Source organism: Acinetobacter sp. AC1-2, from assembly GCF_016124155.1.
GTDB lineage: Bacteria > Pseudomonadota > Gammaproteobacteria > Pseudomonadales > Moraxellaceae > Acinetobacter > Acinetobacter calcoaceticus.
Map to the genome: position 1 here is coordinate 428739 of NZ_JABFFO010000001.1, position 25636 is coordinate 454374.

Annotated in this window: 28 protein-coding genes and 4 tRNA genes; 22 read left to right on the forward strand and 10 right to left on the reverse strand. The window is 38.1% G+C overall.

All coding sequences use genetic code 11. The annotated features are described in order from the left end of the window. Positions 1–111: 111 nt before the first annotated feature. The 5 genes from HL290_RS01935 to HL290_RS01955 form a co-directional block, all read right to left on the reverse strand. Positions 112–897, reverse strand: coding sequence for a thiazole synthase (locus tag HL290_RS01935; protein ID WP_003650728.1), 786 nt, complete (start codon positions 895–897; stop codon positions 112–114). Positions 898–910: 13 nt separating this feature from the next. After that, a complete protein-coding gene (gene thiS / locus HL290_RS01940; RefSeq protein WP_003650729.1) occupies positions 911–1108 on the reverse strand; it encodes a sulfur carrier protein ThiS in 198 nt (65 codons plus the stop codon). A gap of 13 nt (positions 1109–1121) precedes the next feature. Next, a complete protein-coding gene (locus HL290_RS01945; protein WP_004643452.1) occupies positions 1122–1487 on the reverse strand; it encodes a DUF423 domain-containing protein in 366 nt (121 codons plus the stop codon). A 110-nt stretch (positions 1488–1597) separates the two neighbouring features. Further along, positions 1598–2464: an RNA polymerase sigma factor RpoH gene (rpoH, locus tag HL290_RS01950; RefSeq protein WP_003650733.1), complete on the reverse strand. Its 867-nt coding sequence runs from the start codon at positions 2462–2464 to the stop codon at positions 1598–1600. Positions 2465–2597: 133 nt separating this feature from the next. After that, on the reverse strand, positions 2598–2852 hold the full coding sequence (locus tag HL290_RS01955) for a sulfurtransferase TusA family protein (protein ID WP_198495439.1): 255 nt from the start codon (positions 2850–2852) through the stop codon (positions 2598–2600). 375 nt (positions 2853–3227) lie between these two features. On the opposite strand from HL290_RS01955, the gene HL290_RS01960 reads away from it, so the two are divergent. Together HL290_RS01960 and rhlB are read left to right on the forward strand one after the other, a co-directional pair. Then, complete coding sequence (locus tag HL290_RS01960; RefSeq protein ID WP_000126912.1) at positions 3228–3440, forward strand: cold-shock protein; 213 nt, start codon at positions 3228–3230, stop codon at positions 3438–3440. A 102-nt stretch (positions 3441–3542) separates the two neighbouring features. Beyond that, the gene (rhlB, locus tag HL290_RS01965; protein WP_003650737.1) at positions 3543–4694 is read left to right on the forward strand and encodes an ATP-dependent RNA helicase RhlB; all 1152 of its coding nucleotides are present in this window, start codon (positions 3543–3545) and stop codon (positions 4692–4694) included. A 40-nt stretch (positions 4695–4734) separates the two neighbouring features. On the opposite strand, the gene HL290_RS01970 is transcribed toward rhlB, so the two are convergent. Continuing rightward, the gene (locus HL290_RS01970) at positions 4735–5115 is read right to left on the reverse strand and encodes a hypothetical protein (RefSeq protein WP_005046134.1); all 381 of its coding nucleotides are present in this window, start codon (positions 5113–5115) and stop codon (positions 4735–4737) included. A gap of 210 nt (positions 5116–5325) precedes the next feature. Between HL290_RS01970 and HL290_RS01975 the strand changes: the two genes are divergently transcribed. The 12 genes from HL290_RS01975 (at position 5326) to HL290_RS02030 (ending at position 17680) form a co-directional block, all read left to right on the forward strand. Continuing rightward, positions 5326–5901, forward strand: a complete 576-nt coding sequence (locus HL290_RS01975) for a nitroreductase (RefSeq protein ID WP_003650741.1) — start codon at positions 5326–5328, stop codon at positions 5899–5901. Positions 5902–5935: 34 nt separating this feature from the next. Further along, positions 5936–7009, forward strand: a complete 1074-nt coding sequence (locus tag HL290_RS01980) for an NAD(P)H-dependent glycerol-3-phosphate dehydrogenase (RefSeq protein WP_003650743.1) — start codon at positions 5936–5938, stop codon at positions 7007–7009. A gap of 56 nt (positions 7010–7065) precedes the next feature. Then, entirely contained in the window at positions 7066–7521 is a 456-nt protein-coding gene (locus tag HL290_RS01985; RefSeq protein WP_003650745.1) for a SixA phosphatase family protein, read from the forward strand. Positions 7522–7544: 23 nt separating this feature from the next. Beyond that, entirely contained in the window at positions 7545–8684 is a 1140-nt protein-coding gene (gene gspL, locus HL290_RS01990; RefSeq protein ID WP_198495440.1) for a type II secretion system protein GspL, read from the forward strand. Then, positions 8684–9163, forward strand: a complete 480-nt coding sequence (gene gspM / locus HL290_RS01995; RefSeq protein ID WP_017388004.1) for a type II secretion system protein GspM — start codon at positions 8684–8686, stop codon at positions 9161–9163. The genes gspL and gspM overlap by 1 nt, the downstream gene beginning before the upstream one ends. 89 nt (positions 9164–9252) lie before the next feature. Next, positions 9253–10257, forward strand: a complete 1005-nt coding sequence (locus HL290_RS02000; RefSeq protein WP_198495441.1) for a quinone-dependent dihydroorotate dehydrogenase — start codon at positions 9253–9255, stop codon at positions 10255–10257. A gap of 6 nt (positions 10258–10263) precedes the next feature. Further along, positions 10264–10851 (forward strand): CvpA family protein, encoded by a 588-nt coding sequence (locus tag HL290_RS02005; RefSeq protein WP_004643443.1) that lies wholly within the window; start codon positions 10264–10266, stop codon positions 10849–10851. A 25-nt stretch (positions 10852–10876) separates the two neighbouring features. After that, the gene (gene purF, locus HL290_RS02010; RefSeq protein ID WP_003650754.1) at positions 10877–12418 is read left to right on the forward strand and encodes an amidophosphoribosyltransferase; all 1542 of its coding nucleotides are present in this window, start codon (positions 10877–10879) and stop codon (positions 12416–12418) included. 78 nt (positions 12419–12496) lie between these two features. Continuing rightward, positions 12497–14386 (forward strand): M48 family metalloprotease, encoded by a 1890-nt coding sequence (locus tag HL290_RS02015; RefSeq protein WP_004643441.1) that lies wholly within the window; start codon positions 12497–12499, stop codon positions 14384–14386. Between the two features lie 100 nt (positions 14387–14486). Continuing rightward, positions 14487–15134 carry a hypothetical protein gene (locus tag HL290_RS02020; RefSeq protein ID WP_198495442.1) on the forward strand — a complete coding sequence of 216 codons (648 nt, stop codon included), beginning with the start codon at positions 14487–14489 and terminating at the stop codon, positions 15132–15134. An 11-nt stretch (positions 15135–15145) separates the two neighbouring features. Then, positions 15146–16111 (forward strand): 2-hydroxyacid dehydrogenase, encoded by a 966-nt coding sequence (locus HL290_RS02025; protein ID WP_151743248.1) that lies wholly within the window; start codon positions 15146–15148, stop codon positions 16109–16111. A 141-nt stretch (positions 16112–16252) separates the two neighbouring features. After that, positions 16253–17680 (forward strand): M48 family metalloprotease, encoded by a 1428-nt coding sequence (locus HL290_RS02030; protein ID WP_080632212.1) that lies wholly within the window; start codon positions 16253–16255, stop codon positions 17678–17680. A 91-nt stretch (positions 17681–17771) separates the two neighbouring features. Here the strand turns inward: HL290_RS02030 and HL290_RS02035 are convergent, their stop codons facing one another. Both HL290_RS02035 and rpsU read right to left on the reverse strand, forming a co-directional pair. Further along, on the reverse strand, positions 17772–18218 hold the full coding sequence (locus HL290_RS02035; protein ID WP_003650763.1) for a GatB/YqeY domain-containing protein: 447 nt from the start codon (positions 18216–18218) through the stop codon (positions 17772–17774). 25 nt (positions 18219–18243) lie between these two features. After that, positions 18244–18459: a 30S ribosomal protein S21 gene (rpsU, locus tag HL290_RS02040; protein WP_001136722.1), complete on the reverse strand. Its 216-nt coding sequence runs from the start codon at positions 18457–18459 to the stop codon at positions 18244–18246. A gap of 145 nt (positions 18460–18604) precedes the next feature. Between rpsU and tsaD the strand changes: the two genes are divergently transcribed. Next, positions 18605–19615 (forward strand): tRNA (adenosine(37)-N6)-threonylcarbamoyltransferase complex transferase subunit TsaD, encoded by a 1011-nt coding sequence (tsaD, locus tag HL290_RS02045; RefSeq protein WP_003650765.1) that lies wholly within the window; start codon positions 18605–18607, stop codon positions 19613–19615. An 8-nt stretch (positions 19616–19623) separates the two neighbouring features. On the opposite strand, the gene HL290_RS02050 is transcribed toward tsaD, so the two are convergent. After that, positions 19624–20721 (reverse strand): DUF6670 family protein, encoded by a 1098-nt coding sequence (locus HL290_RS02050; RefSeq protein WP_198495443.1) that lies wholly within the window; start codon positions 20719–20721, stop codon positions 19624–19626. Between the two features lie 110 nt (positions 20722–20831). After that, complete coding sequence (locus HL290_RS02055) at positions 20832–21713, reverse strand: ATP-binding protein (protein ID WP_004643432.1); 882 nt, start codon at positions 21711–21713, stop codon at positions 20832–20834. Positions 21714–21890: 177 nt separating this feature from the next. Here HL290_RS02055 and HL290_RS02060 point away from each other — a divergent pair, with 177 nt between their 5' ends. From HL290_RS02060 to HL290_RS02090, 7 genes are all read left to right on the forward strand, one after another. Then, positions 21891–23399 (forward strand): DUF3336 domain-containing protein, encoded by a 1509-nt coding sequence (locus HL290_RS02060; protein WP_004643431.1) that lies wholly within the window; start codon positions 21891–21893, stop codon positions 23397–23399. Continuing rightward, on the forward strand, positions 23386–24192 hold the full coding sequence (locus tag HL290_RS02065) for a protein kinase domain-containing protein (RefSeq protein ID WP_198495444.1): 807 nt from the start codon (positions 23386–23388) through the stop codon (positions 24190–24192). The genes HL290_RS02060 and HL290_RS02065 overlap by 14 nt, the downstream gene beginning before the upstream one ends. Before the next feature lie 102 nt (positions 24193–24294). Continuing rightward, positions 24295–24379, forward strand: a tRNA-Leu gene (locus tag HL290_RS02070). 53 nt (positions 24380–24432) lie between these two features. After that, positions 24433–24506, forward strand: a tRNA-Trp gene (locus HL290_RS02075). 27 nt (positions 24507–24533) lie between these two features. Then, positions 24534–24618, forward strand: a tRNA-Leu gene (locus tag HL290_RS02080). Between the two features lie 68 nt (positions 24619–24686). Further along, a tRNA-Trp gene (locus HL290_RS02085) sits at positions 24687–24760 on the forward strand. A gap of 459 nt (positions 24761–25219) precedes the next feature. Further along, a complete protein-coding gene (locus HL290_RS02090) occupies positions 25220–25429 on the forward strand; it encodes a cold-shock protein (protein WP_003650775.1) in 210 nt (69 codons plus the stop codon). The last annotated feature ends 207 nt before the right edge of the window (positions 25430–25636 follow it).

A 25636-nucleotide genomic window follows, 5' to 3' on the forward strand; every position in this document is an offset into this window, starting at 1 on the left:
GTGATATGTGTGTCGTGAGTGATACAGATATTCTTGGTCATTTTCTTTTGAAAGATAAATACCTATATAAGAGTCGAGAGGTCACTGAAAAACAATGACCTCCCAAATAAATTACTTAAAGAAATAACCTGTTTCTGGCGAGCTCGCATTTGCCATACGCTTACGTGGCATACGACCTGCTAAAAATGCTTCACGTCCAGCTTCAACAGCTTTTTTCATTGCAGAAGCCATCAAAATAGGATTTTGAGCGGCAGCAATCGCAGTATTCATTAATACGCCGTCACAACCAAGTTCCATTGCAATAGCTGCATCACTTGCTGTACCAACGCCTGCATCTACCAAAACTGGTACTTTTGCATTTTCTTTAATAATTGAAATAGTATGTGGGTTTAAAATACCTAAACCTGAACCAATAAGACTGCCTAAAGGCATAATTGCAACACAACCCATACTTTCAAGTTCTTGAGCAATGATTGGGTCATCAGAGGTGTAAACCATAATCTCAAAACCGTCATCAATCAAAGTACGTGCCGCTTTTAAAGTCTCGGTTACATTTGGATATAAGGTCTTTTCGTCACCCAAAACTTCAAGTTTTACCAAGTTGTGACCGTCTAGCAGTTCACGCGCTAACATGCAAGTACGAATTGCGCTGTCAGCATCAAAACAACCTGCGGTATTTGGTAAAATTGTATACTTTTCTGGCGGAATGACAGAGAGTAAATTTGGCTGATCTGGATGTTGTCCAATATTCACACGGCGGATTGCAACAGTAACGATTTCTGCACCACTCGCTTGAATGGCTAAATCTGTTTCATTTAAGTCTTTATATTTGCCAGTTCCTACCAATAAACGAGATTGAAAAGAACGTGAACCAATAATGAGAGGGGTGTCTTGCATGGATAACTCCGACTTAGCCGCCGCCAACAGCGTGAATAATTTCGATACGGTCATGTTGAGCGATAGAAATCTGCTCTAATTTGCTTTTTGGAATAATTTGCTGGTTGTATTCGACCGCAAATCTTTTTCCTTCAAGTGCCAAAGCCTGAATGAGCTGCATTAGGTTTTGACAAGGCGTGTCCGTTAATTCGCCATTTAAATAAATTTGCATGATCACATTCCAATTATTTTGCGTATTTGAGGGCATTCCAAGCCAAAACGAGCCATCCAGCTATCATAAATGCTCCACCAATTGGGGTAATTGCCCCTAAAATTCTCGGTAATCCAAGCGCCATGATATAGAGTGAACCACAGAAGAATAAAATACCAATCTGAATCAATATGAATGGCAATTTAATGGGGAACGTAAGGATAACTTTGCTTAAAATACCAAGTGCTAAGAGACCTAAAGCATGATAGAAAAAGTAGTCGGTTGCAGTATGCCACCAAACAAGTTGCTCAGGACTCGCGTGAGCTTTAAGACCATGTGCTCCAAAAGCACCCAACATGACTGCAAAGGCAAGATTAAGGGCTGAAATGGCAATCCACATAACAAAAAACGCAAATGAATAATGAAGGGCAACGTTATCATAGATTGGGTTGGCTAAACATAGCCAGATAAAACAAAAGGGCTAATCGCCCTTTTATTTTTAAACTTATTTTAGCTTGCAGACATGGCAATTTTAATTTTTTCCATTGCATTCTTTTCAAGCTGACGAATACGTTCTGCTGATACATTATATTCGGCCGCTAACTCGTGGAGAGTAGATTTGTCATCATCTAACCAACGACGTTGTAAAATATTACGCGAACGGTCATCTAACTGATCCATTGCATTATGTAGGGCAGATGTACTTTGCTCTTCCCAGTCCTCATTTTCGACTAAACGGGCTGGATCATAGCGATTATCTTCAAGATACAATGCCGGTGCAGTATGTGGGGTGTCATCGTCGTCGTCGCCTTGAGCTTCGAAAGCAGCATCATAAGCGGTTAAACGACCTTCCATCTCCAGAACTTGTTCTGCAGTTACATTTAAGTCATTCGCAATCGATTGAGCTTCTTCGAGCGTTAATTTTTTACTCGATTTTTTTAAACTACGTAAATTAAAAAATAATTTACGCTGTGCTTTGGTCGTTGCAATTTTGACAATACGCCAGTTACGGATAACGTATTCGTGAATTTCTGCCTTAATCCAGTGGACGGCAAAAGATACAAGACGCACGCCCATATTTGGGTCGAAACGCTTCACGGCTTTCATTAAGCCTAAATTACCTTCTTGAATAAGGTCGCCTTGTGGTAGGCCATAACCTGCATAGCTGCGCGCAATGTGAACGACGAAACGTAAATGCGACATTACCAGCATTTTTGCGGCATCAAGATCTTGGTCATAATAATAACGTTCAGCAAGTTCTTTTTCTTGCTCGGCCGTTAAAATAGGAATCTGATTGACAGTACTGATATATGCACCAAGGTTTACACCGGGCGCAGACAATGACAGGGGCATCAATTGATTGCTGCTGTCACTCATGATTTCTCCTTATAGGATCGGATGGGATAACCAATAAATTCATCTTAGTTTGAATCAGCTTCATAATTAAGGAAAATTGGGTAGAGAAATGTAAAATTTTATGCAATTTCTAATCTTTTAGTTTATCAAAGAATTATTGAGTTTCAATTAAATAGTGAAATTCTCTTTCGGATATATGTGTGGTTTGACACATAAAATGATGTAAACCACAGTAACGAGTTACATCTATTTCACTATGGGGGTCAGAAGATTTTAATAAAAATAGCTGTTTACCCGATTTACCCGATACTTTTTTGAGTTCGCGTTTAAGCATTAATAAAGGCATCGGACAAGGTTGGCCCAAGGCATTAATTTCAATAAGTGCTGTAGTAGAAGAAGTGTTGGTCATTCATCATCAAAACAACTAAAAAGATTATTCTAACAAATTTTTTTATAAACATCGCACATTTTATAAAAGAAGAAACAAGCAATTACCTATAAAAAATATTGTAATAAGCTGTTTAAAAAAAGGACTAAAAATAGGGGGAATAATTGAAAAAAATTCTATTAATTGTCATAAACCCGTGGTAAGCTCGAACCGTTTTAGGATTTACCACACACTTAAAATGGTTTAAAAATCCTATAACAAATGGATGTAACCGGAAATTGTTGATAGTTTCACAGAATGATTACAAGCTTTAAGATTATAAATATTTTAAAAACTTGTTTGCTCTGCTGTTTGCAACACCGGAAGGTCCTTTTTTCAACATCTGAGGATTGACTTATGACAGCTCGCGAACAAGGCGTAGTAAAGTGGTTTAACGACACTAAAGGTTTTGGCTTTATTCAACGTAACGGCGGTGACGACGTATTCGTTCATTTCCGTGCAATCGTTGGTGACGGTCACCGTTCTTTACGTGACGGCCAACGCGTAGAATTTAGTGTAGTACAAGGTCAAAAAGGTTTTCAAGCTGAGAACGTTCAGCCTTTAGACTAATTCATCTTTTGATGAATCACGGACGCTCCAATTTTTGAATTGGGGCGTTTTTGTTTATAATGATCTTCTCATTAGAGAGATTGTTTGTTAGAGCACGTATTTATGACATCTGGTTTTGAAACCTTGAATTTACATCCGCAACTTAAAAAGGCGATTGATGCTTTAGGGTTTAAGCAAATGACCCCGATTCAGCAAAAGGTTTTAAAATATACGTTGGGCGGGCATGATGCAATTGGTAGAGCGCAAACAGGAACAGGTAAAACTGCTGCTTTCCTGATTAGTGTAATTAATGACTTGTTACATAACCCGATTCAAGAGCAGCGTTTTCGTGGTGAGCCACGTGCCTTGATTTTGGCGCCTACTCGTGAATTGGCATTGCAAATTGAAAGCGATGCGAAGTTACTCACAAAATTTTCAGATTTACACGTCGTGACACTATTAGGTGGCGTAGATTTTGATAAGCAAAAGAAACAGCTAGATGCTAATTTTGTCGATATCATGGTTGCCACGCCTGGGCGTCTAATTGATTTTGTAGAACAAAAAGAAGTTTGGCTCGATCAAATTGAATTCCTAGTCATTGATGAAGCAGACCGCTTATTGGACATGGGTTTTATTCCTTCTGTAAAACGTATCGTGCGTTATTCCCCGCGTAAGGAAGAACGTCAAACCCTCATGTTCTCGGCTACTTTTAGTTATGACGTGCTTAATTTGGCCAGACAATGGTTGTTTGAGCCAATCACTGTTGAAATTGAGCCTGAGCAAAAAACCAATAACGATGTTGAGCAACGTGTTTATGTAGTAGCTAAACAAGATAAATATCGTTTGCTACAAGATATTTTGCGTGAAGAGCCTATCGATAAAGTCATGATTTTTGCTAATCGACGTGATCAAGTACGCCGTCTTTATGACCATTTAAAGAGAGATGGATATCGGGTCGGGATGCTTTCAGGTGAAATTGCTCAAGATAAACGTTTAAAAATGTTAGACCAGTTTAAGCAGGGTAAAAATAACATTATGATCGCAACTGATGTTGCTGGCCGTGGTATTCATGTTGATGGTGTATCTCATGTGGTTAACTATACCTTACCTGAGCAGTCAGACGATTATGTGCACCGTATTGGTCGTACAGGCCGTGCTGGGTCACAAGGTGTAAGTATTAGTTTTCTTTCAGAAGATGATGCTTTTTACTTGCCGGAAATTGAAAAAGCAATTGGTAAGAAATTGCCATTAACCCGTATAGAGGGTTATTGCTAATAAAAAAAATCCCAATCATTTGATTGGGATTTTTTTTTGATTAATTAATTTTGCAATAGAAGGTAAGTGTTGTTTGATAATCATCATCTTTTGCTAGAGATGCATTTTTACCAGTTAATGTACCAATCACACCAGCTGCTGCTTCGACCATTTGGCCTGTTTTCTCGCTTACTACATCTTTTAATACACCGTTGTATGTTGTTTTTTCATCTACAACAACGGGCGTAGTATTTTTTGAACAAGTTTTTTGAGCGGCAGTAATCGCATTATTTTTTGCAATTAGATTTGTTTTACCAATGCCTGTGACTTCAAATTGATTATTTTCTTTTTGAACCGCTAAGGTGTTTTTAGGGGTAGTGGCACAAGCTCCTAGTAATAAAACAACACTGCTCAACGCACTCGCTAAAATTATTTTTTTCATGTTTCACCTAATATCGTTAATCGTCAAAAGATCTCACTATTTGAACACAAGTTTTCTAATTGACTTTGAAGACGTTGTATTAGTTTTGATGTTTTGTCTTAAAAATATGTCAAAGCATGAGCTCGTTGTTTTTTATGTTCTAGATACAATGGTGGATTATCTGTAGATTATGCTAATCTATTTTGAATTTTTTGAGTTAGATCAATATTAATGACGGATTCAGCAACACAGATAATTCATCAGAATATTCACCAACGTCAATCTATTGGTCAATTGATTGAGCCTGCACCAAATGCAGATCAATTAGAGTTGGCCTTTCAAGCTGCTTTAACTGCTCCTGACCATCATAGGCTTAAACCAACACGTTTTGTCGTTATCGAGGCTGAACAACGTGCTGCATTTGGTGAGGTTTTAGCAAAAGCATTGGCTGATTTGGGTGAAACTGACTCAGCGCAACTTGAACGAGTTAAGCAACATCCTTTTCGCGCGCCTTTACTCATTTTAGCGCTTACGCAATTGCAAGACCATCCTAAGGTTCCGCATTTTGAACAGATTTTAAGTACTGGGGCTGCCGTACAGAACCTTTTATTGTCTTTACAAGTTCAAGGCTTTTCCACCATGTGGCGTAGTGGCGCGGTTGTTGAATCAAATTGGTTAAAGCAGCATTTAGGATTGCAACCACATGATTTAATTTCAGGTATTATTTATGTGGGCACAGCAGCTAAAGCGATTGCACCGCGTGCAGAGATTGAAAGTAAAGAATTTGTAAAGGTTTGGCAGGCTTAACGAGCCTCAAAAGTAAGAAATAGGATAATAAAGCATGGCTGAATTTAAGTTTACAGATTTAGTGGAACCTGTTGCGGTTGATAAAAAAACAGCATTACGTATTACTGTGTTAGGTGGAGGCAGCTTTGGTACGGCGATGGCCAATTTAGCTGCACGTAATGGTTGCGACACCATGATCTGGATTCGTGATGCCGAAACAGCAGAAGAAATCAATAAAACCCATATTAATAAACGTTATTTGCCAGACTTTGTTTTAGAGTCATCATTACGTGCTGTGTCTGACCTTGAACAAGCTGTGTGTGATCGAGATATTATTTTGGTGGCAATTCCTAGTCATTCATTTCGTGATGTATTAAAACAAATTGCGCCTTTTATTACTGCGCAAGCGGTTGTCTCTCTAACGAAGGGCGTCGAGGCTAAAACTTTTAGCTTCATGAGCGATATTATTCGTGAAGAATTGCCAGAAGTTCCTTATGGGGTGTTATCTGGTCCAAATCTCGCTAAGGAGATTATGGCAGGTATGCCATCTGGTACTGTTATTGCCAGTGATTCTGAATTAGTTCGTTATGCTGTGCAGCATGCTCTTCATAGTGCCTTATTCCGAGTTTTCGGTAGTGATGATGTGCATGGTGTTGAACTAGGGGGTGCACTTAAAAATATTTATGCAGTTGCAATGGGAATTGGTGCTGCTTACAAGATTGGTGAAAATACCAAGAGTATGATTTTAACGCGTGCCTTGGCCGAAATGAGTCGTTTTGCAGTCAAACAAGGGGCAAATCCGCTAACGTTCTTAGGTTTATCTGGTGTTGGTGATTTATTTGCAACCTGTAATAGTCCTTTAAGCCGTAATTATCAGATTGGTTATGCTTTGGGTTCAGGTAAAACACTTGACCAAGCGAGTAAAGAGTTGGGGCAAACAGCTGAAGGAATTAATACAATTGTTCAGGTGCGTGGTAAAGCAGAAGAACTAGACGTATATATGCCTATTACCAATGCCTTATATGAGGTTATTTTTGAGGGTGCGCCACCTTTAAATATTGCCTTATCTCTTATGAAAAATGGACACCGAAGTGATGTTGAGTTTGTTTTACCTCATCATGAAGTCTGAAGAAGAAATGTCATAAATTACGGTTATAATGCAAGAATTATTAACAAGGAATATTTATGCAACTGACATTGGTTCGTCATGGGGAAGCCGCTCCTCCAGTGAATGGTAATGACACTAAACGTCCACTTACCGCTCGTGGGCATGCTCAAGCTGAGCAAACAGCAACATTCTTAAAAGATATTGTTAAGCCTGATATTTTTGTAGTTAGTCCTTTATTGCGTGCTCAAGAGACATTGGCGCATATTCAAGCTTATTTTAAAGATGTTCCTGTGTTGTTATGCGATAAAATTAAACCAGATGATAATGCGAAAGAAGCAGTTGAGTGGTTGTCTCAGGTTCCTTATGAGTCAATTGTAGTCGTGTGTCATATGAACGTGGTAGGGCATATTGCTGAACTACTGACACATGAAAACTTTAATCCATTTGCACTTGCCGAAGCTCGAATTTATGATCAGGCTGTTATTGCAACTGGTTTATCAACACAAAAAAATAGTTTTATACCCACAATATAATTAAAAAGGTCATTTAGCCCATTATGCTGTATTTATGGATGCCTGAAACCAATGGAATATGGCATTGGTCTAACGGAGAAAACTGGTTGCAGGCAGCAAGTCTTGATCAATTAATACAAGACCTGCAATTACATCAAGGAAAAGAAGCTGTCATCTTTTTCCCTAGTCGCCATGCTCAGGTACTCCAGCAGCACATGGCAAAGTCTCATTACAAGCAACTAGGGGCAGATGGTGTTAAATATTTGCTTGAAGAATTTGTAACTTTGCCTATTGATCATATGAAAGTAGTGCATCATTTTCATGCTGATCAATTAACCGTATTGGGAGTGGCAAAAACAACAGTTGAAACATGGCAGCATGCAATGGCTTTACTGCCTATTAAACTCGTTGCTTTATTGCCAGACTTTCTGATTTTACCTGAACCTCAAGAGCAGCAAGTGGTCTTATGTAATATTGACCAGAAATTACTTGTACGTGAAAGTAAATGGGTGGGTAATTCGCTAGATGATTTAGCATTATTTTTAGAGTTTCAATCAGTCGAAACTCATTATCAATATAGTGGTTTAACAACAGAGCAACTCGAAAGTTTGGTGGCAGCATCGGATGCCGAGCATCATTCTGAATTTATCTATCAATTTCAGGGTTTAGATAAACCTAAACAGCATCCTTTTAATGTTTTACCGAAAGCCAAAGGGCAAGAGCACACTGTTTCTGGGTACTGGAAAGCATGTGCTGTTATTGTTTTAGCAATTATTGTGGTTCAGTTTAGCTATGATTTATTGCGTTGGGTAAAATTAAGAAATGTAGCGAATCAAACAGCTGAGCAGACTATAGAGCAATATAAATATTGGTTTGGTCCATCTGGTCGAGTAACTGAACAAAATATAAGAAGTAGTTTTAAAAGTCATTTAGAAATGAGTAAGCAAGGTGATACACAAGCACTTTCTTTATTGAGCCGTGTTGGTCCTATTTTAATGCAAAGGCAAATTTTAGCTCAGCAGTTAGCTTATGATGCCTCAACACTGACCATGGCATTAAAAGCAAAGTCGGCAGATGATTTGCAAGCTTTAACACAGCAACTTAACCAGCAGGGATTCAAAGCGGAGCTAGGTAATGTTCAAGCCGATGGTGGTGGGGCAATTGGGGTGGTGAAAATACAATAATGAAAATGATAACTCAATTGCAAAACCGCTTTGACCAGTGGATTGAACAAGTCACTCAATATTTAGATCGTTTAACTGTACGTGAGCGGGTTATGGTAGTCTTTACTACAATTTTTGTTGTGGTTGCCATTGTGGGTGCTTCACTTTGGAAAATGCATTCCTTGGCAGAACAACAGCAAAAACGGTTAAATGATTTAAAAGATTTAATGGTATGGATGCAGAGTAATGCAGTTACCATGAAACCAGCGAATGAACTCGAATTAGGCCAATCGGAAAAAATACAACGAGTAGCTCAGCAACAAGGCTTAACAGTCACTTCTCAACAAAATGGTGAGCAGTTACAAATTATTGTTACTCATCAGAATTATGCAATTTTAGCGAACTTTTTAACCCAACTTGCTCAAATGGGCTTAAGTATTGAAAAAATGGAAATGGTTTCAAGTGATGGACAGATTAAATTAACAGCGACGGTTCAATAACATATTAAAATATGCTGTTCTTAAGCATGGTGTTTTGTGCTACCTGTGCCTATAATATGCCTACCTAAAATCAGTAGACTGTGATTGGTATGTTATATTCACTTGCTCGCCCGATGTTGTTTAGTTTAGCACCAGAGCGTGCCCATGAATTAACATTATTTATGCTTGATAAAGCACATAAGTTCGGCCTGCTGCGCCAGAGCGTAGAATCAAAACCGACAACCTGTATGGGAATTGAATTTCCAAATCCGGTAGGTTTAGCGGCTGGACTTGATAAGAATGGTGCACATATTGATTCTTTAGCCGGACTGGGTTTCGGTTTTATTGAAATTGGAACAATTACACCTCGTCCTCAGTCGGGTAATCCACAACCACGATTGTTCCGTATTCCTGAAGCGAAAGCCATTATTAACCGCATGGGTTTTAATAATGATGGTGTTGATAAACTTGTTGAGAATGTCAAAGCTTCAAAATTTAAAGGAATTCTAGGTATCAATATTGGTAAGAATGCAGATACGCCTGTAGAAAAGGCTGTTGATGATTACCTGATTTGCCTTGAGAAAGTTTATAATTACGCTTCTTATATTACCGTTAATATCTCATCTCCAAATACTAAGAACTTAAGAAGTTTACAAAGTGGTGATGCATTAACTGAATTATTGCAAACATTAAAAGAAAGACAACTTGAGCTTGCCGAGCAATATAACCATTATGTTCCTTTAGTTTTAAAAGTTGCACCTGATTTAACAGCGGAAGATGTTGAGTTTATTGCAGCGCAATTATTGCAATTTAAAATTGATGGTTTAATCGTTACCAATACGACTTTATCTAGAGAGGGTGTAGAAAATCTTCCTTATGGTAATGAGTCGGGTGGCTTATCAGGTGCGCCTGTTTTTGAAAAAAGTACCGAATGCTTACGTTTATTTGCCCAAACGTTAAAAGGACAAATCCCGTTAATTGGCGTGGGTGGAATTTTGTCGGGTGAACAGGCAGCAGCCAAACAGCAAGCTGGGGCAACACTAGTACAGATCTATAGCGGATTGATTTATACCGGTCCTATATTAGTAAAACAATGTGTTGCAGCCATGACTTAAGTGAATATGAACACAATTGATATCATCATTCTGATACTTTTGCTCATTGGGGGGCTAAACGGTTTGCGACAAGGATTTATCAAAGCCTTTGCGAACTTGGTAGGATGGATCATTGCATTAATTATGGGTGCAAAATATGCTGTCCTTCTTGCGCCGTCCATGTCAGGTTTAAGTCATGATCCGGTTGTTCAAAAAATTGCAGCTTTCGCATTTATCGCACTTATGATCATTGTTTTAACATGGATCGTCACTGCATTTTTAAATGGCCTCTTGAAAAGTCTGAAATTGGGGCCATTAAATCGTTTAGCGGGTGGTGCTTTTGGTTCTTTAAAAGGCTTGTTGGTTGTGTTGATTACAATGCAGGGCGTAGGGCCTTGGGTTGAAAGTTCACCACACTGGAAACAGTCCAAACTTATACAATTTTTACTGCCTTATGCGCCTTTAGCTACCGAATTGTCTAAAGATGCAGCAAGTGAGGCATTTCATCAAATAACATCTGGAGGTAGTGCATCAAGCACCCCTTCAAAACCAATGGGCGAATCGGAGGATTTAGAAAACCGATCCGACCATTCGACAAAGAATCCTTTTTATTAATTCCTAGCTTGTCTGCGAGGTTGCTATGTGTGGAGTTGTTGGTATAGCCGGTAAATCGCCAGTGAACCAAATGTTGTTTGATGCTTTAACGATGTTGCAACATCGTGGGCAAGATGCAGCTGGAATAGTAACCTGCCATGAAGGCCGTCTTTTCCTTCGTAAGGATAACGGTATGGTGCGTGATGTTTTTCATACTCGTCATATGAGAGCATTACTTGGTAATTATGGTATTGGCCATGTACGTTACCCAACTGCTGGTTCTGCTAGCAGTGCTGAAGCACAACCATTTTATGTGAACTCACCTTACGGTATTACGCTTGCACATAATGGTAATTTAACCAATGCTGAAGATATTCATGATGACCTGTTTAAAACAGATTTACGTCATATGAATACAGATTCGGACTCAGAAGTTCTTTTGAACGTATTCGCGCATGAGTTGCAGAAGAACGGTACTTTAAACCCTACACCAGATGATATTTTCCATACAGTTACTCGTGTACACGAGCGCTGTCTAGGTGCATATGGCGTAGTGGCGATGATTACCGGTCATGGTTTGGTTGGTTTCCGCGATCCAAACGGTATCCGCCCACTCATTTATGGTTCACGTATGACTGAACAAGGTGAGATGGAATACATCATCGCTTCTGAATCAGTTGCTATTACAGCGCTTGGTTTTAAAATTGAGCGTGACATTGAACCTGGTGAAGCAATTTTTATCACTGCTGATGGTGAATTGTTCACAAGACAATGTGCAGCTAATCCAAAATATCGCCCATGTATTTTTGAATATGTTTATTTTGCACGCCCTGATGCCATCATTGACGGAATTTCAGTTTATAAAGCCCGTTTAAAAATGGGTGAAAAGCTTGCTCATAAAATTTTACGTGACTGGGGTGAAGACCATGATATTGATGTGGTTATTCCAATTCCAGATACGAGCCGTACTTCAGCATTAGAACTTGCAAATATTCTAGGTGTTAAGTTCCGTGAAGGTTTTATGAAAAACCGTTATATTGGTCGTACCTTCATTATGCCAGGTCAGCAACAGCGTAAAAAATCTGTACGTCAGAAATTAAACCCTGTTGAGTTGGAATTTAAAGGCAAGAACGTTTTATTAGTTGATGACTCAATTGTTCGTGGTACTACCTGTAACGAAATCATCCAGATGGCGCGTGATTCTGGTGCAAAAAAAGTATACTTTGCATCAGCTGCACCTCAGGTTATGTATCCAAACGTTTACGGTATTGATATGCCTGCTAAAACTGAGCTGATTGCTTCAGAACGCAGCGTAGAAGAGATCCAAGAAATTATTGGTGCGGATCGTTTGGTTTTCCAAGAATTGGAAGACTTGAAAAATGCTGTACGTACTAGCAAAGTGCCTGATCTAACTGAGTTTGATTGCTCTGTATTTGATGGAATCTATGTAACAGGTGATATTGATGGTGCTTATCTAAATAATTTGGAGCAGAAGCGTAATGATTCTGCTAAAAAGAAAAAAGATGGTTACATTGATGTGAATGTTGACGCAGCTTCTGTAGATTTAACAGGTATTAAAGAAGAATAGGAATAGCTGAAAAAAGCGGGTGTTTCCCGCTTTTTTCTTTTATGATGAAACCTAACAATGTAATTGGGATTATTTACATTGAAAGAAGTAAGCCACTATCTAATCGAAAATAAGAATATGGCATGGTCCATCACTATGTGTTTGGTTGCTGTGCTGCTTACTATTTTTATTTTAAATTTAATTTTAGGTTTGCTCGTTCATTTTTTTGATTATAGTCAGCCAATTTGGTGGCACACTTTAAGTCCTTATTTTGTCGCACTATTACTTTTTATTATGGTTTGGTCGGTAGTTACCGAACTTTATATTCTACGTAAAGGCGGACATTCTTTAGCGAAACAACTTAAAGCACGCCGTTTGGTGAAAGAAGAAAGTACCCCAGAAGAACTTGCGGCATTAAAAATTACAGAAAATTTGGCGCAGAATTTCTCACTAAAAGTTCCAACCTTGTATGTTTTACCTGATGAGGTCGGAGTCAATGCACTCACAGCAGGTTTTCACCCTAAAGATATTGTGATTATTTTGACGTGGGGAGCCTTGCAGAATCTGGATAAACTTGAGCTATATGGCTTATTAGGTCATGAGTTTAATCAGATTTTATCGGGTGAAGCAGTTGAAAACACTAAATTAAAGATTCTATATAGTGGATTAACAACCTTTAGTCAGTGGGGTAGTAAATTAGCGAAACAGGGTTTTAAACGCTATAGCCCTGGTTATAAACATAAATTTGAAACAGTCTTTGTTGCGGTGGGTGGGGTAATTTGGTTGGCGGGTAGCCTTGGGGTATTGATCACTCGATTCATTAAGTATTTAACTTTGAGTGGTCGCACATTTCGTAATGACCAAAAAACAGTACGATTATTAAAAAATAGTGCGAATACCCAGACTTTATTGCGTATTTATGTTCATCATTCCGGTTCTCAAATTCATAGTGCTTATTCCGAATCAATCGCGCATATGTGTTTTGCAAACTCACTGAGCCCTCAAAGCTGGATGAATATTCATCCGAGTATTCGTGAACGCATTTATGAATTAAACCCGACTTTGCTACAAGATTTACAATTAGAAAATTTGAAAAAACTACGTAACCGTCCGTTATTTAGCTTATTTCATTTTTTAGAAGAATCTGAAAAAGAGATTTATATTCCGTGGTCATCTCCACAGCCCTTGCCTTTACTAAGATTGTCACCTATTAGTTTTGCACTAAATGATGCGATTAAGCCTCTTAGTAGTGATGTGCGTCGCAATAAAAAGCGCCCTGAGTTAATTCAGCGTGCGCTACAAACAGCTACAGGGTCACGTGAAGTAATGGTGGCTATTTTGATGATTCGTCAATATCGAGAATTCATCCCTAAAGATGCGCCAGTTAGCCATGCCATTATCGATGCTTTATTAAATCTGGATGGTCGTATTCATATTCAGATATTCCATGATGCCTGTAAAAACATTGGACATATGCCAGCAAGTATTGCGCGGCAATTTCTCACAAAACTGGCGCTCATTATTCAAGAAGATGGCGAGATTGGGTTGCTGGATGCACTTTTGTTAGAACGGGTTAAATATGAACTGAATTTGATGCCGCTGCATTTACCAACTGCATTTGAAGAAGTAAAACCCCAAATTGTTCGCTTGGTTGATGCTTTACTTCATGTTCAACAAATTAATAGCCCAAATCAGTTAGAAGTCCGTGATCGTATTTTACGTTCTTTGCTCAATCCTGATGAAATGAATATTTATGATGAAATTTCGGATGAGCCTTTAGATCTTGCTGAAATTTTAAATGATATTGCGGGTTTATTGTTACGTGACCGTCTGAGTATTTTAGCGATTGCGGAAATGTGCTTGTGGAGCGATCGCATTATTACTCAAGATGAGTTGGATGTACTTGAATTGCTTTATTGGCGTTTCGGCTTTGAGACAGAAGAAATTGTTGAGCAAATGCAAAAAAGAAATAGTGTTATGATTATTTAAAAGACATCTACGATTATAAAAACAGCTGAACGAAATAAAACACTGAAAAAAAAACTGAAGCCCGTTAGAATGTAGATTGAGTAGAGGTATTGATTCAAACATGATTGGGCAGCAAAGAAATATACTGGCAACTTTAGGAATTGATTTATGGATTCCTAAGACACAGGTGTGCCAAAAAAATAATGCTCAAAGCCTTTGGCGAGATCATGTTGTTGAAGAACCTGAACCGATTATATTGCCTTCTGTAGAACCAGTCTTTCTTGAGCAGCCTACAAAGCCACAAATCAACGAGATTCCAAAAGTTGAACCTGAAATTGTGGCGCCAGTTTCAATAGATATTCAGCCCGTTATAGCACCTCACAATGAGGTGCAAGCGCCTGTAGTTAAGATTGCATCATTTGAGTTGCAGGCTTTTTCTCTTGAAAAATGTGTAATTTTTTTAGATGTTACGAATTTAAGCGAAGAAGAAAAACAGCTTTGGAGCAACATACAAAAAGCAAAAATAGGGCAATATGCTGAATTGAAATGGCCTTTCCCTTTAGCGACTTATCAAGATCAGCGGGGTGCCAGTTCATATATACAAGGCTTTTTAGATGCTGTCGCATCAGAGAAAAAGATATTGTGTCTTGGTGACTGTTCTTATATTCAACACGCGGATATTATTTATTTAGCAAGTTTAAAAGAAATGCTGGAGAAACCACTCCTTAAAAAAAGGTTATGGAAATTAATGCAAGATAACAACGAGTAGCAGGGATTTACATGAAAAAAGTTGTAGTATTTAGCCAAATTGATGAAGAAATTTTGTCTCGATTACAACAGAATTATCATGTTGTAGTTCTTAACCCAAAACTGGGTGATATTAATGAACAAATACGACAACACGTTGTAGATGCTGACGGGATGATTGGTGCAGGACGGTTACTGAATGAAAATAACCTTGCACCAGCCCAAAAACTAAAAATTATTTCATCTGTAACGGTCGGCTATGACAATTATGATGTGGCTTATTTAAATCAAAGAAAAATCTGGTTATCAAATACGCCTCATGTTTTAACAGAAACAACAGCTGATCTTGCTTTTACATTATTACTAAGCGCTGCTAGAAAAGTTCCTTTTCTTGATCATTGGACAAAGCAAGGTGAATGGAAAAGAACTGTAGGGCCTCAGCAATTCGGTTTAGATGTTTTTGGAAAAACACTAGGAATTATTGGACTTGGCAATATTGGGGCTGCAATTGCTCGACGTGGTTTTTATGGATTTAACATGAATATTGTTTACCATAATCGTCGTGAAAAGCCTGAATTAGCTGAGCCATTAAACGCACAATATCTTGGTTTGGATCAATTACTACAACAGTCTGATTTTGTAGTAACCGCAGTTGATTTAAATAACGAATCGAAAGCTTTAATGGGCAAAGCTCAATTTGAGCTTATGCAAAAACACGCTATTTTTATTAATATTGCGCGCGGTTCGGTAGTTGATGAGCAAGCTTTGATTGAGGCTTTGCAGCAAAATCAGATCTTTGCTGCTGGTTTAGATGTGTATGAAAAAGAACCTTTACAAGATTCAGCACTTTTTAAATTGCCGAACGTAGTCACTTTACCTCATGTGGGTTCAGCTACTGCTGAAACCCGTAAAAAAATGGCAAATCTTGCCTATAAAAATCTGGTTGAGGCTTTAGAGGATAAAACACCTAGATATCTGGTAAACCCAAACTTTATATAAGTGATGAATAACACTTCATTGCAAAACTAGTCGATTTCCAGTGATATAGTAAAAGTCTATTGATTGAACATCATTTTTTATGGTTCACATCAGTAGACTTTTTTATGGTTTAATTTTAATAGAGAAAAACTTTTGAGATTTTTGCCAGTTATTTTAAGTGCGACTTTTATAGCAAATGCTGCGTATGCACAGTCTTTCGACCCTCGGTCATCTGCGAATCAGGTGGAAATTCCAAATATTGGAAGTGGGATAGGTTTGCTTGATCAGCAAAAAGAAAAATTTATTGGTGAAAAAGTATTCCGTGAAGTTCATAAACAAATGCCAGTTCTCCAAGATATCTGGCTCGAAGATCAATTTTTCCAAGTATTTTCAAGTATTTTGAGTGAGACTCAACTTGGTCAGCCTATTGGTCTAGTTGTAATTAAAGATCCACAAATCAATGCATTTGCTGTTCCGGGTGGCTTATTCGCGCTTAATACTGGCCTTATTGCTTCAGCTCGCAATATTGATGAAATTGCTGGGGTTATGGCGCATGAAATTGCACACGTATCCCAAAGACATTTTAGTCGTTCAGAGGAAGCCTTTAAGGGGCAAACTTTATTAAGTTTGGCTGGGCTTTTGGCAGGTGTGGCAATCGCTGCACAGGGCGGTGGAGATGCTGGGGCAGCAGTGATGTTGGGAACACAAGCTGCACTAATGGATAGCCAGTTAACATATAGTCGAAATCAGGAGCGTGAAGCAGACCGTATTGGCATGCAATATATGTATGCAGCGGGTTACAACCCTCAAAGTATGGCAGACTATTTTGAAACAATGCACCGTGCGACGAGTCGGGTAAGTTTTTTACCAGATTTCTGGTTGACTCATCCATTGACGACTGAGCGCATGAGTGAAGCTCGACTTCGTGCGAACCAGATGCCTAAAGTCAAAAATCGTATATATGATGCCGATTTTGAAATTTTAAAATGGTACACAATGGTGGTTTCAAATCAGGCTACTGAAAATCAACTACAGAGTTTGGCCTCTCAAAAAAATATTGCTGGTCTTATTGCTTTGGCGGCTTTTTACGTAAAACAAGGTGATTATGCACAGGCACAGTCTACCTTAGATCAAGCCAAATCTAGCGGGAAACCTCTTGTTGCGCTATTGCAGACAGATATTTATCTAGGGCAAAACAAGCTGGATCAAGCCTATACTTCAATTGCTTCTACACAAATGACTATGCCTGAAAATAGAGCTTTTAGCTATAAATTGGCTGAAGTGCTATTACGTCAAGGAAAATTTGCACAAGTTCAAACGCTTGTTCAGCGATTTATTAATAAAAACCCAAGAGATATACAAGGTTGGCAATTTTTACAGCAAGCTGCGAATTTGGATAAAGCAGGAAAGTTGAGAGCAGTTAATGTTTTACGCTATCGGGCGGAAGCTGAATATTGGTCGGGGAGTGAAGAGAATGCAATTAAATCGATGTTGCATGCTCAGCGATTGGCAAAAGACAATCAAGCAATGTCGGCTAGAATAGACAGCAGATTAAAACAAATGCAAGATGAGCGACGAATGAAAATCTAAAAATATATCTTTTAAATTTTTCAGATATGCAAATATGCACAAACTAAAAGGAATTTTGGTTTGAAGGAATATAAAATTTTAAGAGAAGAGATTAAGCTAATTTAGCTTTAATTTTTGCTGAAACGATAGAAGGATCGGCACGCCCGGCTATGATCGGACGTAGAGAATTCATCACCTTACCCATATCTTTCATGCTAGTTGCTTCTTGAGCAGAAATCGTTTGCTCAATGAGAGAATCAAGCTCTTCCTCAGTCATAGCTTCTGGTAGAAACTGAGATAAAATCTCAGCTTCGGCTTGTTCTTTACTAGCTAAATCATCACGACCAGCACCTTCAAAGGCTTTGATCGATTCTTTACGTTGTTTAATTTGCTTTTCAATGACCGCAAGAACCTGAGCGTCGCCAAGCTCTATGCGCTCATCGACTTCGATTTGCTTAATTGCTGCTTGTAGACTACGCAAAACCGTCACTGTTGCCATATCTTTGGCACGCATAGAAGTTTTTAATGCATCAGTAATTTGGTTTTTTAAAGTAGTCATAATTCAGCAGTCAATCACAAATTAATTAGTAAAGGCGAGTAGTACGTACAGATTCGCGAGCCAATTTCTTTTGGTAGCGTTTAACTGCAGCAGCTTTTTTACGCTTACGTTCTTGAGTTGGTTTTTCGTAGAATTCGCGTTTACGAACGTCAGCTAAAACACCAGCTTTTTCGCATGAACGTTTGAAACGACGGATAGCTACGTCAACTGGTTCGCCTTCTTTCAACTTAACTTGTGGCATGTAAAATCCTCTAGATTATGGATAAGATCAAGCACACTATTGTGCCGGATCACAAGTGAAGGTCAGTATTTTACTCATTTACAACTCATATCACAAGTCTATAATAGCGATTGCAATATTTTGACTCATATAAAAGGCAGTTTTGATGATTGTTTTAGGCTTGGAAACTTCTTGTGATGAAACAGGGTTGGCACTTTATGATAGCGAACTCGGCTTGCGGGGACAGGTTCTTTATAGCCAGATTAAACTTCATGCCGAATATGGTGGAGTAGTACCTGAGCTTGCTTCTCGTGACCATGTTCGTAAATTAATTCCTTTAATGAATCAACTGCTTGAACAAAGTGGAATAAAAAAACAAGAGATTGATGCAGTTGCTTATACGCGTGGTCCTGGCTTAATGGGAGCCTTAATGACAGGGGCTTTATTTGGAAGAACTTTAGCTTTTTCTTTAAATAAACCTGCAATTGGTGTTCATCATATGGAGGGGCACATGTTGGCACCTCTACTTTCAAGTCAGCCACCCGAATTTCCATTTGTGGCTTTATTAGTTTCAGGTGGACATACACAATTAATGGCAGCTCACGGCATTGGTCAATATGAACTCTTGGGTGAGTCTATTGATGATGCAGCTGGAGAAGCTTTTGATAAAGTTGCAAAAATGATGAGCTTGCCATACCCAGGCGGTCCCAATATTGCAAAATTAGCTTTAAGTGGTAATCCGTCAGCATTTGAATTTCCGCGACCAATGCTTCACCAAGGTTTAGATTTTTCTTTTAGTGGTTTAAAAACAGCAGTTTCTGTGCAATTGAAAAAATTGAATGGTGAAAACCGAGATGCGGATATTGCAGCTTCATTCCAAGAAGCAATTGTAGATACCTTGGTAAAAAAATCAGTAAAAGCTCTAAAGCAAACTGGACTGAAACGTTTAGTTATCGCAGGTGGCGTAAGCGCAAATTTACGATTACGTGAACAGTTGGAAACTTCATTGGGTAAAATTAAGGCACAAGTTTACTATGCTGAACCTGCTTTATGTACTGATAATGGTGCAATGATTGCTTTTGCTGGTTATCAACGGTTAAAAGCAGGCCAACATGATGGTTTGGCTGTAACCACGACACCACGTTGGCCAATGACGGAACTCACTATTCCTGAGTAAAAGTATTCCTATTTAAAAGCTTCTTGGTCTTCGATATCAATGTATTCGATATAACCACGGCCTTGAACTTCATTGCCGAAGTAATTACCAGTAAATTTATAGCCACTAGCATAACCACGCCCATGACCATAGCGGAATGGGCAGTCAATTTCTGCCTGAATATTCAAAATAATTTGTTTATTCTCATTTCGAACAATCCACGAAAAGTATTTCGGAAGTCGCATTTTTTCTCCAGTCGGTGAGATGTAGTCATCGACTTGATGAGAAATAACGTCAAAGCTAACATCTGTATAAATTTCAGCTGGCTGATCAAGATATCTAATATGGAGGGTGTAAGCGACCGTCTGTCCTGCAATATCTGCTTTAGTAAGAAGAAGTTGAGTGGTCTCGTTTAAATTAATAATTTGATAAGTAAAAAAATCAAGCGGCAGTTTATAAGCGTCAGGAAGAAGTTTGTTTATGAGACTATGTGGACCAGCTGCTCGTGCATATTCATACGTACAGAGTCCTTCACTTTCAATGCGTTCTGCTTGATAACTTAAAAAGCCTTTAAACTTTGCCAATAAACTAAAATGATCATAAATTGGTGTTTTTATAAACCATGAAACATGTGTTGTAACATCAATATCAAAGTCGAAATCAAGCCCATCATAATGTCCATGGATATGAAATTGCGGGAATTTTCCTTGAATTGAAATCTCTTTGCCTAGTTCTATTAAGTTTCCATCTTTATTAATTTGTGTCTCTGTTGGAATGATATACGCCTTAAGCAAAGCTTGCTCAACCGCGGCAGTACTTGAAAAGAGCGTGGCTGTTTTTCTGGGGTCTTCATTAATTATGTCGTCATGATCAAAGGCTAGCGCACCGGGCGTACCTAATAAAATCATAATGTTTAGATAACGATGCGGTTCGGGTAAAAGGGGAAAAAAGATACCGTAATGTGTCCAGCTATAATATTTTTCGTCAACTCGAGGTTGGATGATATGAGACTGAGTAAAAGGAAGAGTTGAGTATTTTTCTGCTTGATCCAAGGCACCTTGCGCGAGCAATAAGCTTTTACCGAGGACTTTGCTGCCTATAGAAATTTTTGGCAATTGTTTTTTCATATATAAACCTAAATAAGGATAGGACTATCTTTGTTTTAGGTTATGGAAAACAACTGCCAAATCTAAGCGGTTTTCAGGCCAAAGCTAAGGCTTTGCGGGACATTCGTCGTTTAATTGTTAGACAACTGTTTTAACCCATTTAAACCAATCCAATGCTTTGAGAACTGGTAAGCAGCACGGCCAGAGCGCTGACCACGCATTTGGCACCAACGTAAACTCTCGGCACGAACTTCATCATTAAAAGGCATATTTGCCTTTTGAATATAATGTTCTACGATTTCTAAATATAAATTCTGATCCATTGGATAAAAAGATAACCACAAACCAAAACGATCTGACAAAGAGATCTTTTCTTCAATCGCTTCTTGAGGGTGTAGTTCAGTATATTGAGGAACATCTACCTTGGTTACAGGTGTATTTTCATGCATGAATTCGGGTAACAAATGGCGACGGTTACTGGTCGCATAAATAATAAAATTACTCGCACCAGATTGTAATGAGCCATCCAATACACTTTTTAAACTACGATAGTTTTCATCTTCAGCATTAAAAGCCAAGTCATCGCAATATACGATGTATTTTTCAGGTCGATTTTGAATGAGTTTTTGAATTTTAGGTAAATCTGCCAAGTCATCACGTTCAATTTCAATTAAACGTAACCCTTGAGGGGCATATTCAGTCAATAAAGCACGAACAATAGATGATTTTCCTGTACCACGTGAGCCAGTTAGAAGAACATCATTTGCTGGTAAGCCATTTAAAAATTGCAAAGTATTTTGAATGATTTTTTCTTTTTGGCGCTGAATGCCTTTTAAGTCATCTAAATAAATATTCTTTGGGGTATGGATGGCTTTAAGTTGCTGATTTTCCCATCTAAAGGCAGGGGCAGTAAAATCTGTTTCTTGTTTAGGTTCAGGTAAGACCTGCTGTAACTGATTTAATACAAGTGATAATGTCTGAACTAAATTGTCTGGTAAATCAATGGTAGCCATGGTAAGTCAATCATGTTAAACAGTAATTTACTAGGATACTAACACCGAAATTAACAGGCTGACAAAAAAGTTGTTGCTATACAGTTTATCGGTTTTGCAATTGATTGAAATGTTCAGACCGCGCATAGTGTGGTCATGTCTATTCAGTAAAATCATCTGTGAAGATGAGGACGAAATATGTTTGAAAAAATACGAAGTGATATGAATCCGCATCAGGCTTACCGTATCAAAAAATTACAACGTCAATTAGACATGGCTGAATCTTATGAAGAGTGGAAGTCTTTTGCATTAAAACTAGATGAAGAAACAGGGGTGCAAGAGTGGAAATTCGATAATAGTTCACCTTATTTCGATGCAGAGCTCATTTCTTATCGATATACCTTACTGAAAAGATACCGCCAGCAACATCGAACGCTAGACCTCATTTATTTACTCAAAGAAGGCCTAACCTATGATATTGCAAACATTGGTCACCCAATGCTTTTTGCCGCAACGCATGTCGGCACAAAAAAACTAATTGAAGACTATATTGAAGAAGTTAGCCAAAGCTTGGCCTATATAGCTTCAAGTGAATGTATTACTTTCCAACGCAAAGAAAAAATTGAGTTTTTTGAAAATTGTGAAAAAGCATATGGACAACCGGCTCTTATGTTCTCGGGTGGAGCGACTTTAGGTCTTTTTCACACAGGGGTGTGTAAAGCTTTAATTGAACAGGATTTAATGCCTAAAGTGTTGTCTGGCTCAAGTGCAGGGGCAATTATGACAGGTATGCTTGGAACTTCTGCCAGTGAAGATGTTCAAAATTTATTAAATGGAGAACAATTCTTTAGTGATGCTTTTCATTTTAGAAAACTTCGTGAACTCATTAAAGGAAATGGTGGGATTGCCGATGTGCACTATTTGAAAAAATTCCTTGTTGAAAACTTAGGTGATCTTACTTTTGAGGAAGCTTTCAAAAAATCTGGTTTAAATATTAATGTTGCGGTTGCGCCCTATGATGCAACAGAAAACCCGCGAATTATGAATGCCATTATGACCCCTAACGTTTTGGTATGGAGTGCTGTGTTGGCTTCATGTGCTGTACCTGTATTATTTCCACCAGTGCGTTTAACCAGTAAACGTTATGACGGTGAACATACACCTTATATGGCAAATACAAAATGGGTTGATGGCAGTGTAAGAAATGATTTTCCGCAAGAAAGAATGGCGCGTCTATATAATTTGAACTACACCATCGCCAGTCAGGTTAACCCGCATATTGTGCCCTTTATGCAAAATGATGCTGACCGTTTTCGTAAGGATGTTTTAAGCTGGCCAGAACGTATTTTAAGACGTCAAGGTAAAGTGCTGTCGATGGGAATTATGGATTTTACCCGTCAAAGACTTGGCTCTATATCTCCGATTAGGAGATTACTCGATCATGGATATGGCGTAATGGGGCAGCGTTATTATGGTGATGTTAATATTATTGCTAAATATGGCTTGAGTCACTATACCTATACTTTGCAAAACCCACGTCCACATTTGTTTAAACGTTTGCAACGAGAAGGGGAACGCGCGACTTGGCCAAAAATTTCTTCGATTGAGACCCATGCTCGTATTGGCAAGACGATTCAGCATTGTTTAGAAGTTTTGCGTTTTGAAGAAAAGCAACAACAGCCAGAGTCGTACTATGCTGAAGCATGATTTTGCTTCTCATATAGAAAACTTAACATATGTTACAAAGCCCAGAAGTTCAGCTTTAGGACGGCATCTATGGACATGTTCTGTAGATGCTAGAAACTACTGGTTAAAATATCATTTGCCTGAAACGTATGTTCAAAGTGAGCAAGATTTCATACATGAACAATTGTTTTACGAAGAAATTAATCACAAGAAACCTGCGTGGCTTTTACCCTATAAATTAATCGAAGTTAGTACCATTCCTCAATTAAACCATTCTTTAGGTGAGGTTTTAATTTTACCTGATACTGATTTGTGGTTTGGTTCGTTGCCTTATGAAACTCATTTAACAGATGTGTACCATACGATTTGGTTCGCGCTAGATAAGCTCGCTGAACTTCATAGATTGGGTTGGATTCATGGAGATATTAAAAGAGAACACTTTCGAAAGTTTGATCAAAAAACTTACTTGATTGATTTTGAGAAAGCCCGACTTTTGATGAGTTCAGATTCAGTGATGGATGCAACACCACGTTATATGGCACCTGAACTCTATCAAGGTCATGGCAAGAGTGTACAAAGCGATTTATATGCACTTGGAATTGTTTTGTATGAATGGTTAGCCCAAACTCGCTTAGAAGCAGGGAATTACTATGATTGGGCAGTATTGCATTGCCAAAATTTAACCATTCAATTACCAACACAGTTTATGAATTTTTATCCATTCCTTTCAGGTTTATTGCAAAAACAACAAAAAAATAGGTTCGCAAACGCGTTTGAAGCGCTGAATTGTTTAAAAGCACATTCAAACTTATAAAAATCATTGATCTAGTATCTGTATACAATTTACACGGTCAGTTTTTTTTAGAAAAAAAACACTTGTCACTGTTAGATCTTATCGCTAATATACACAGCCATCGGGGGCGTGGCGAAATTGGTAGACGCACTGGATTTAGGTTCCAGCGCCGCAAGGTGTAAGAGTTCGAGTCTCTTCGCCCCCACCACTTTAAGTTAAGTCTTAAAGTTGATTTGGATGTTAAGTCATCTAAATCTTGGAAGAGGATTGGTGTAATGGTAGCATGACGGTCTCCAAAACCGTTCGTCAAGGTTCGAGTCCTTGATCCTCTGCCACATTTATTTTAAATAAATGTCCCAGATGGGGGCGTGGCGAAATTGGTAGACGCACTGGATTTAGGTTCCAGCGCCGCAAGGTGTAAGAGTTCGAGTCTCTTCGCCCCCACCATTAAAGGAAGCAAGACGATGTTCTTGCTTTTTTTATGATTAAATCATTAGTTATTTAATCATAAACATAGAGGATTGGTGTAATGGTAGCATGACGGTCTCCAAAACCGTTCGTCAAGGTTCGAGTCCTTGATCCTCTGCCAATGATTTAAAAATGAAGCTCCTTTTTAGGAGTTTTTTTATTGCCTGAATTTTTTAAAGGTTAAATTATTTCAAGTTTTCGTTCATATTTTCATCGGCCACTTGATAAGTTATAAACAGTTATCTTTCTGTTCTTCGATATTTTATCTAATCAGACGTAAGGTGTTGGTTAAGTAGGGAATATACTAATTTTTTAGCTACTCTGTTAAGTTATTGTTTTTCTGTTTTTTATTATAATTTATAAAATTTTTTTCATAAAAAGCTTGAATAGAAAATTATTTCATGTATCATGCTCTTAACTAGAAAAAAGTCTTGTTAGTAAATCTTCTTTAAAGTATCGTAGTTTTAGTCATAATCCTTCGTTTTTTAAGATCTTAACTCAATTTGTTATTCTTTTTTCAAAGTTATGTTAGTGTCATTATTAAATGATACTAAAATATTAGAAATCAGTAGGATATATCATGTCTAATACAGTAAGTGGTACAGTAAAATGGTTTAACGAAACTAAAGGTTTCGGTTTCATTCAACAAGATAATGGTCCAGATGTGTTTGCTCACTTCAAAGAAATTTCTGGTTCAGGTTTCAAAACTTTGCACGAAGGTCAACGTGTAACGTTTACTGTTACTCAAGGGCAAAAAGGCCCAAATGCTGTAAATATTATTCCACAATAATATTTCAGTAAGAAAAAAAGCACTTTTTAGTGCTTTTTTTTATTTTAGTCGTTTAAAAGAAATTCTGTTGTTCTTTTAAATGCTATAAAAGCCCTCTATAAGAGGGCTTTTTATTTTCTATCCAGTATGTAAGTCTAATCACTAATCACTAATCACTAATCACTAATCACTAATCACTAATCACTAATCACTAATCACTAATCACTA

Coding starts and splice junctions, on each gene's coding strand:
- HL290_RS01935 (WP_003650728.1), bottom strand. CDS start 897: ATGCAAGACACCCCTCTCATTATTGGTTCACGTTCTTTTCAATCTCGT.
- thiS (WP_003650729.1), bottom strand. CDS start 1,108: ATGCAAATTTATTTAAATGGCGAATTAACGGACACGCCTTGTCAAAAC.
- HL290_RS01945 (WP_004643452.1), bottom strand. CDS start 1,487: ATGTGGATTGCCATTTCAGCCCTTAATCTTGCCTTTGCAGTCATGTTG.
- rpoH (WP_003650733.1), bottom strand. CDS start 2,464: ATGAGTGACAGCAGCAATCAATTGATGCCCCTGTCATTGTCTGCGCCC.
- HL290_RS01955 (WP_198495439.1), bottom strand. CDS start 2,852: ATGACCAACACTTCTTCTACTACAGCACTTATTGAAATTAATGCCTTG.
- HL290_RS01960 (WP_000126912.1), top strand. CDS start 3,228: ATGACAGCTCGCGAACAAGGCGTAGTAAAGTGGTTTAACGACACTAAA.
- rhlB (WP_003650737.1), top strand. CDS start 3,543: ATGACATCTGGTTTTGAAACCTTGAATTTACATCCGCAACTTAAAAAG.
- HL290_RS01970 (WP_005046134.1), bottom strand. CDS start 5,115: ATGAAAAAAATAATTTTAGCGAGTGCGTTGAGCAGTGTTGTTTTATTA.
- HL290_RS01975 (WP_003650741.1), top strand. CDS start 5,326: ATGACGGATTCAGCAACACAGATAATTCATCAGAATATTCACCAACGT.
- HL290_RS01980 (WP_003650743.1), top strand. CDS start 5,936: ATGGCTGAATTTAAGTTTACAGATTTAGTGGAACCTGTTGCGGTTGAT.
- HL290_RS01985 (WP_003650745.1), top strand. CDS start 7,066: ATGCAACTGACATTGGTTCGTCATGGGGAAGCCGCTCCTCCAGTGAAT.
- gspL (WP_198495440.1), top strand. CDS start 7,545: ATGCTGTATTTATGGATGCCTGAAACCAATGGAATATGGCATTGGTCT.
- gspM (WP_017388004.1), top strand. CDS start 8,684: ATGAAAATGATAACTCAATTGCAAAACCGCTTTGACCAGTGGATTGAA.
- HL290_RS02000 (WP_198495441.1), top strand. CDS start 9,253: ATGTTATATTCACTTGCTCGCCCGATGTTGTTTAGTTTAGCACCAGAG.
- HL290_RS02005 (WP_004643443.1), top strand. CDS start 10,264: ATGAACACAATTGATATCATCATTCTGATACTTTTGCTCATTGGGGGG.
- purF (WP_003650754.1), top strand. CDS start 10,877: ATGTGTGGAGTTGTTGGTATAGCCGGTAAATCGCCAGTGAACCAAATG.
- HL290_RS02020 (WP_198495442.1), top strand. CDS start 14,487: ATGATTGGGCAGCAAAGAAATATACTGGCAACTTTAGGAATTGATTTA.
- HL290_RS02025 (WP_151743248.1), top strand. CDS start 15,146: ATGAAAAAAGTTGTAGTATTTAGCCAAATTGATGAAGAAATTTTGTCT.
- HL290_RS02035 (WP_003650763.1), bottom strand. CDS start 18,218: ATGACTACTTTAAAAAACCAAATTACTGATGCATTAAAAACTTCTATG.
- rpsU (WP_001136722.1), bottom strand. CDS start 18,459: ATGCCACAAGTTAAGTTGAAAGAAGGCGAACCAGTTGACGTAGCTATC.
- tsaD (WP_003650765.1), top strand. CDS start 18,605: ATGATTGTTTTAGGCTTGGAAACTTCTTGTGATGAAACAGGGTTGGCA.
- HL290_RS02050 (WP_198495443.1), bottom strand. CDS start 20,721: ATGAAAAAACAATTGCCAAAAATTTCTATAGGCAGCAAAGTCCTCGGT.
- HL290_RS02055 (WP_004643432.1), bottom strand. CDS start 21,713: ATGGCTACCATTGATTTACCAGACAATTTAGTTCAGACATTATCACTT.
- HL290_RS02060 (WP_004643431.1), top strand. CDS start 21,891: ATGTTTGAAAAAATACGAAGTGATATGAATCCGCATCAGGCTTACCGT.
- HL290_RS02065 (WP_198495444.1), top strand. CDS start 23,386: ATGCTGAAGCATGATTTTGCTTCTCATATAGAAAACTTAACATATGTT.
- HL290_RS02090 (WP_003650775.1), top strand. CDS start 25,220: ATGTCTAATACAGTAAGTGGTACAGTAAAATGGTTTAACGAAACTAAA.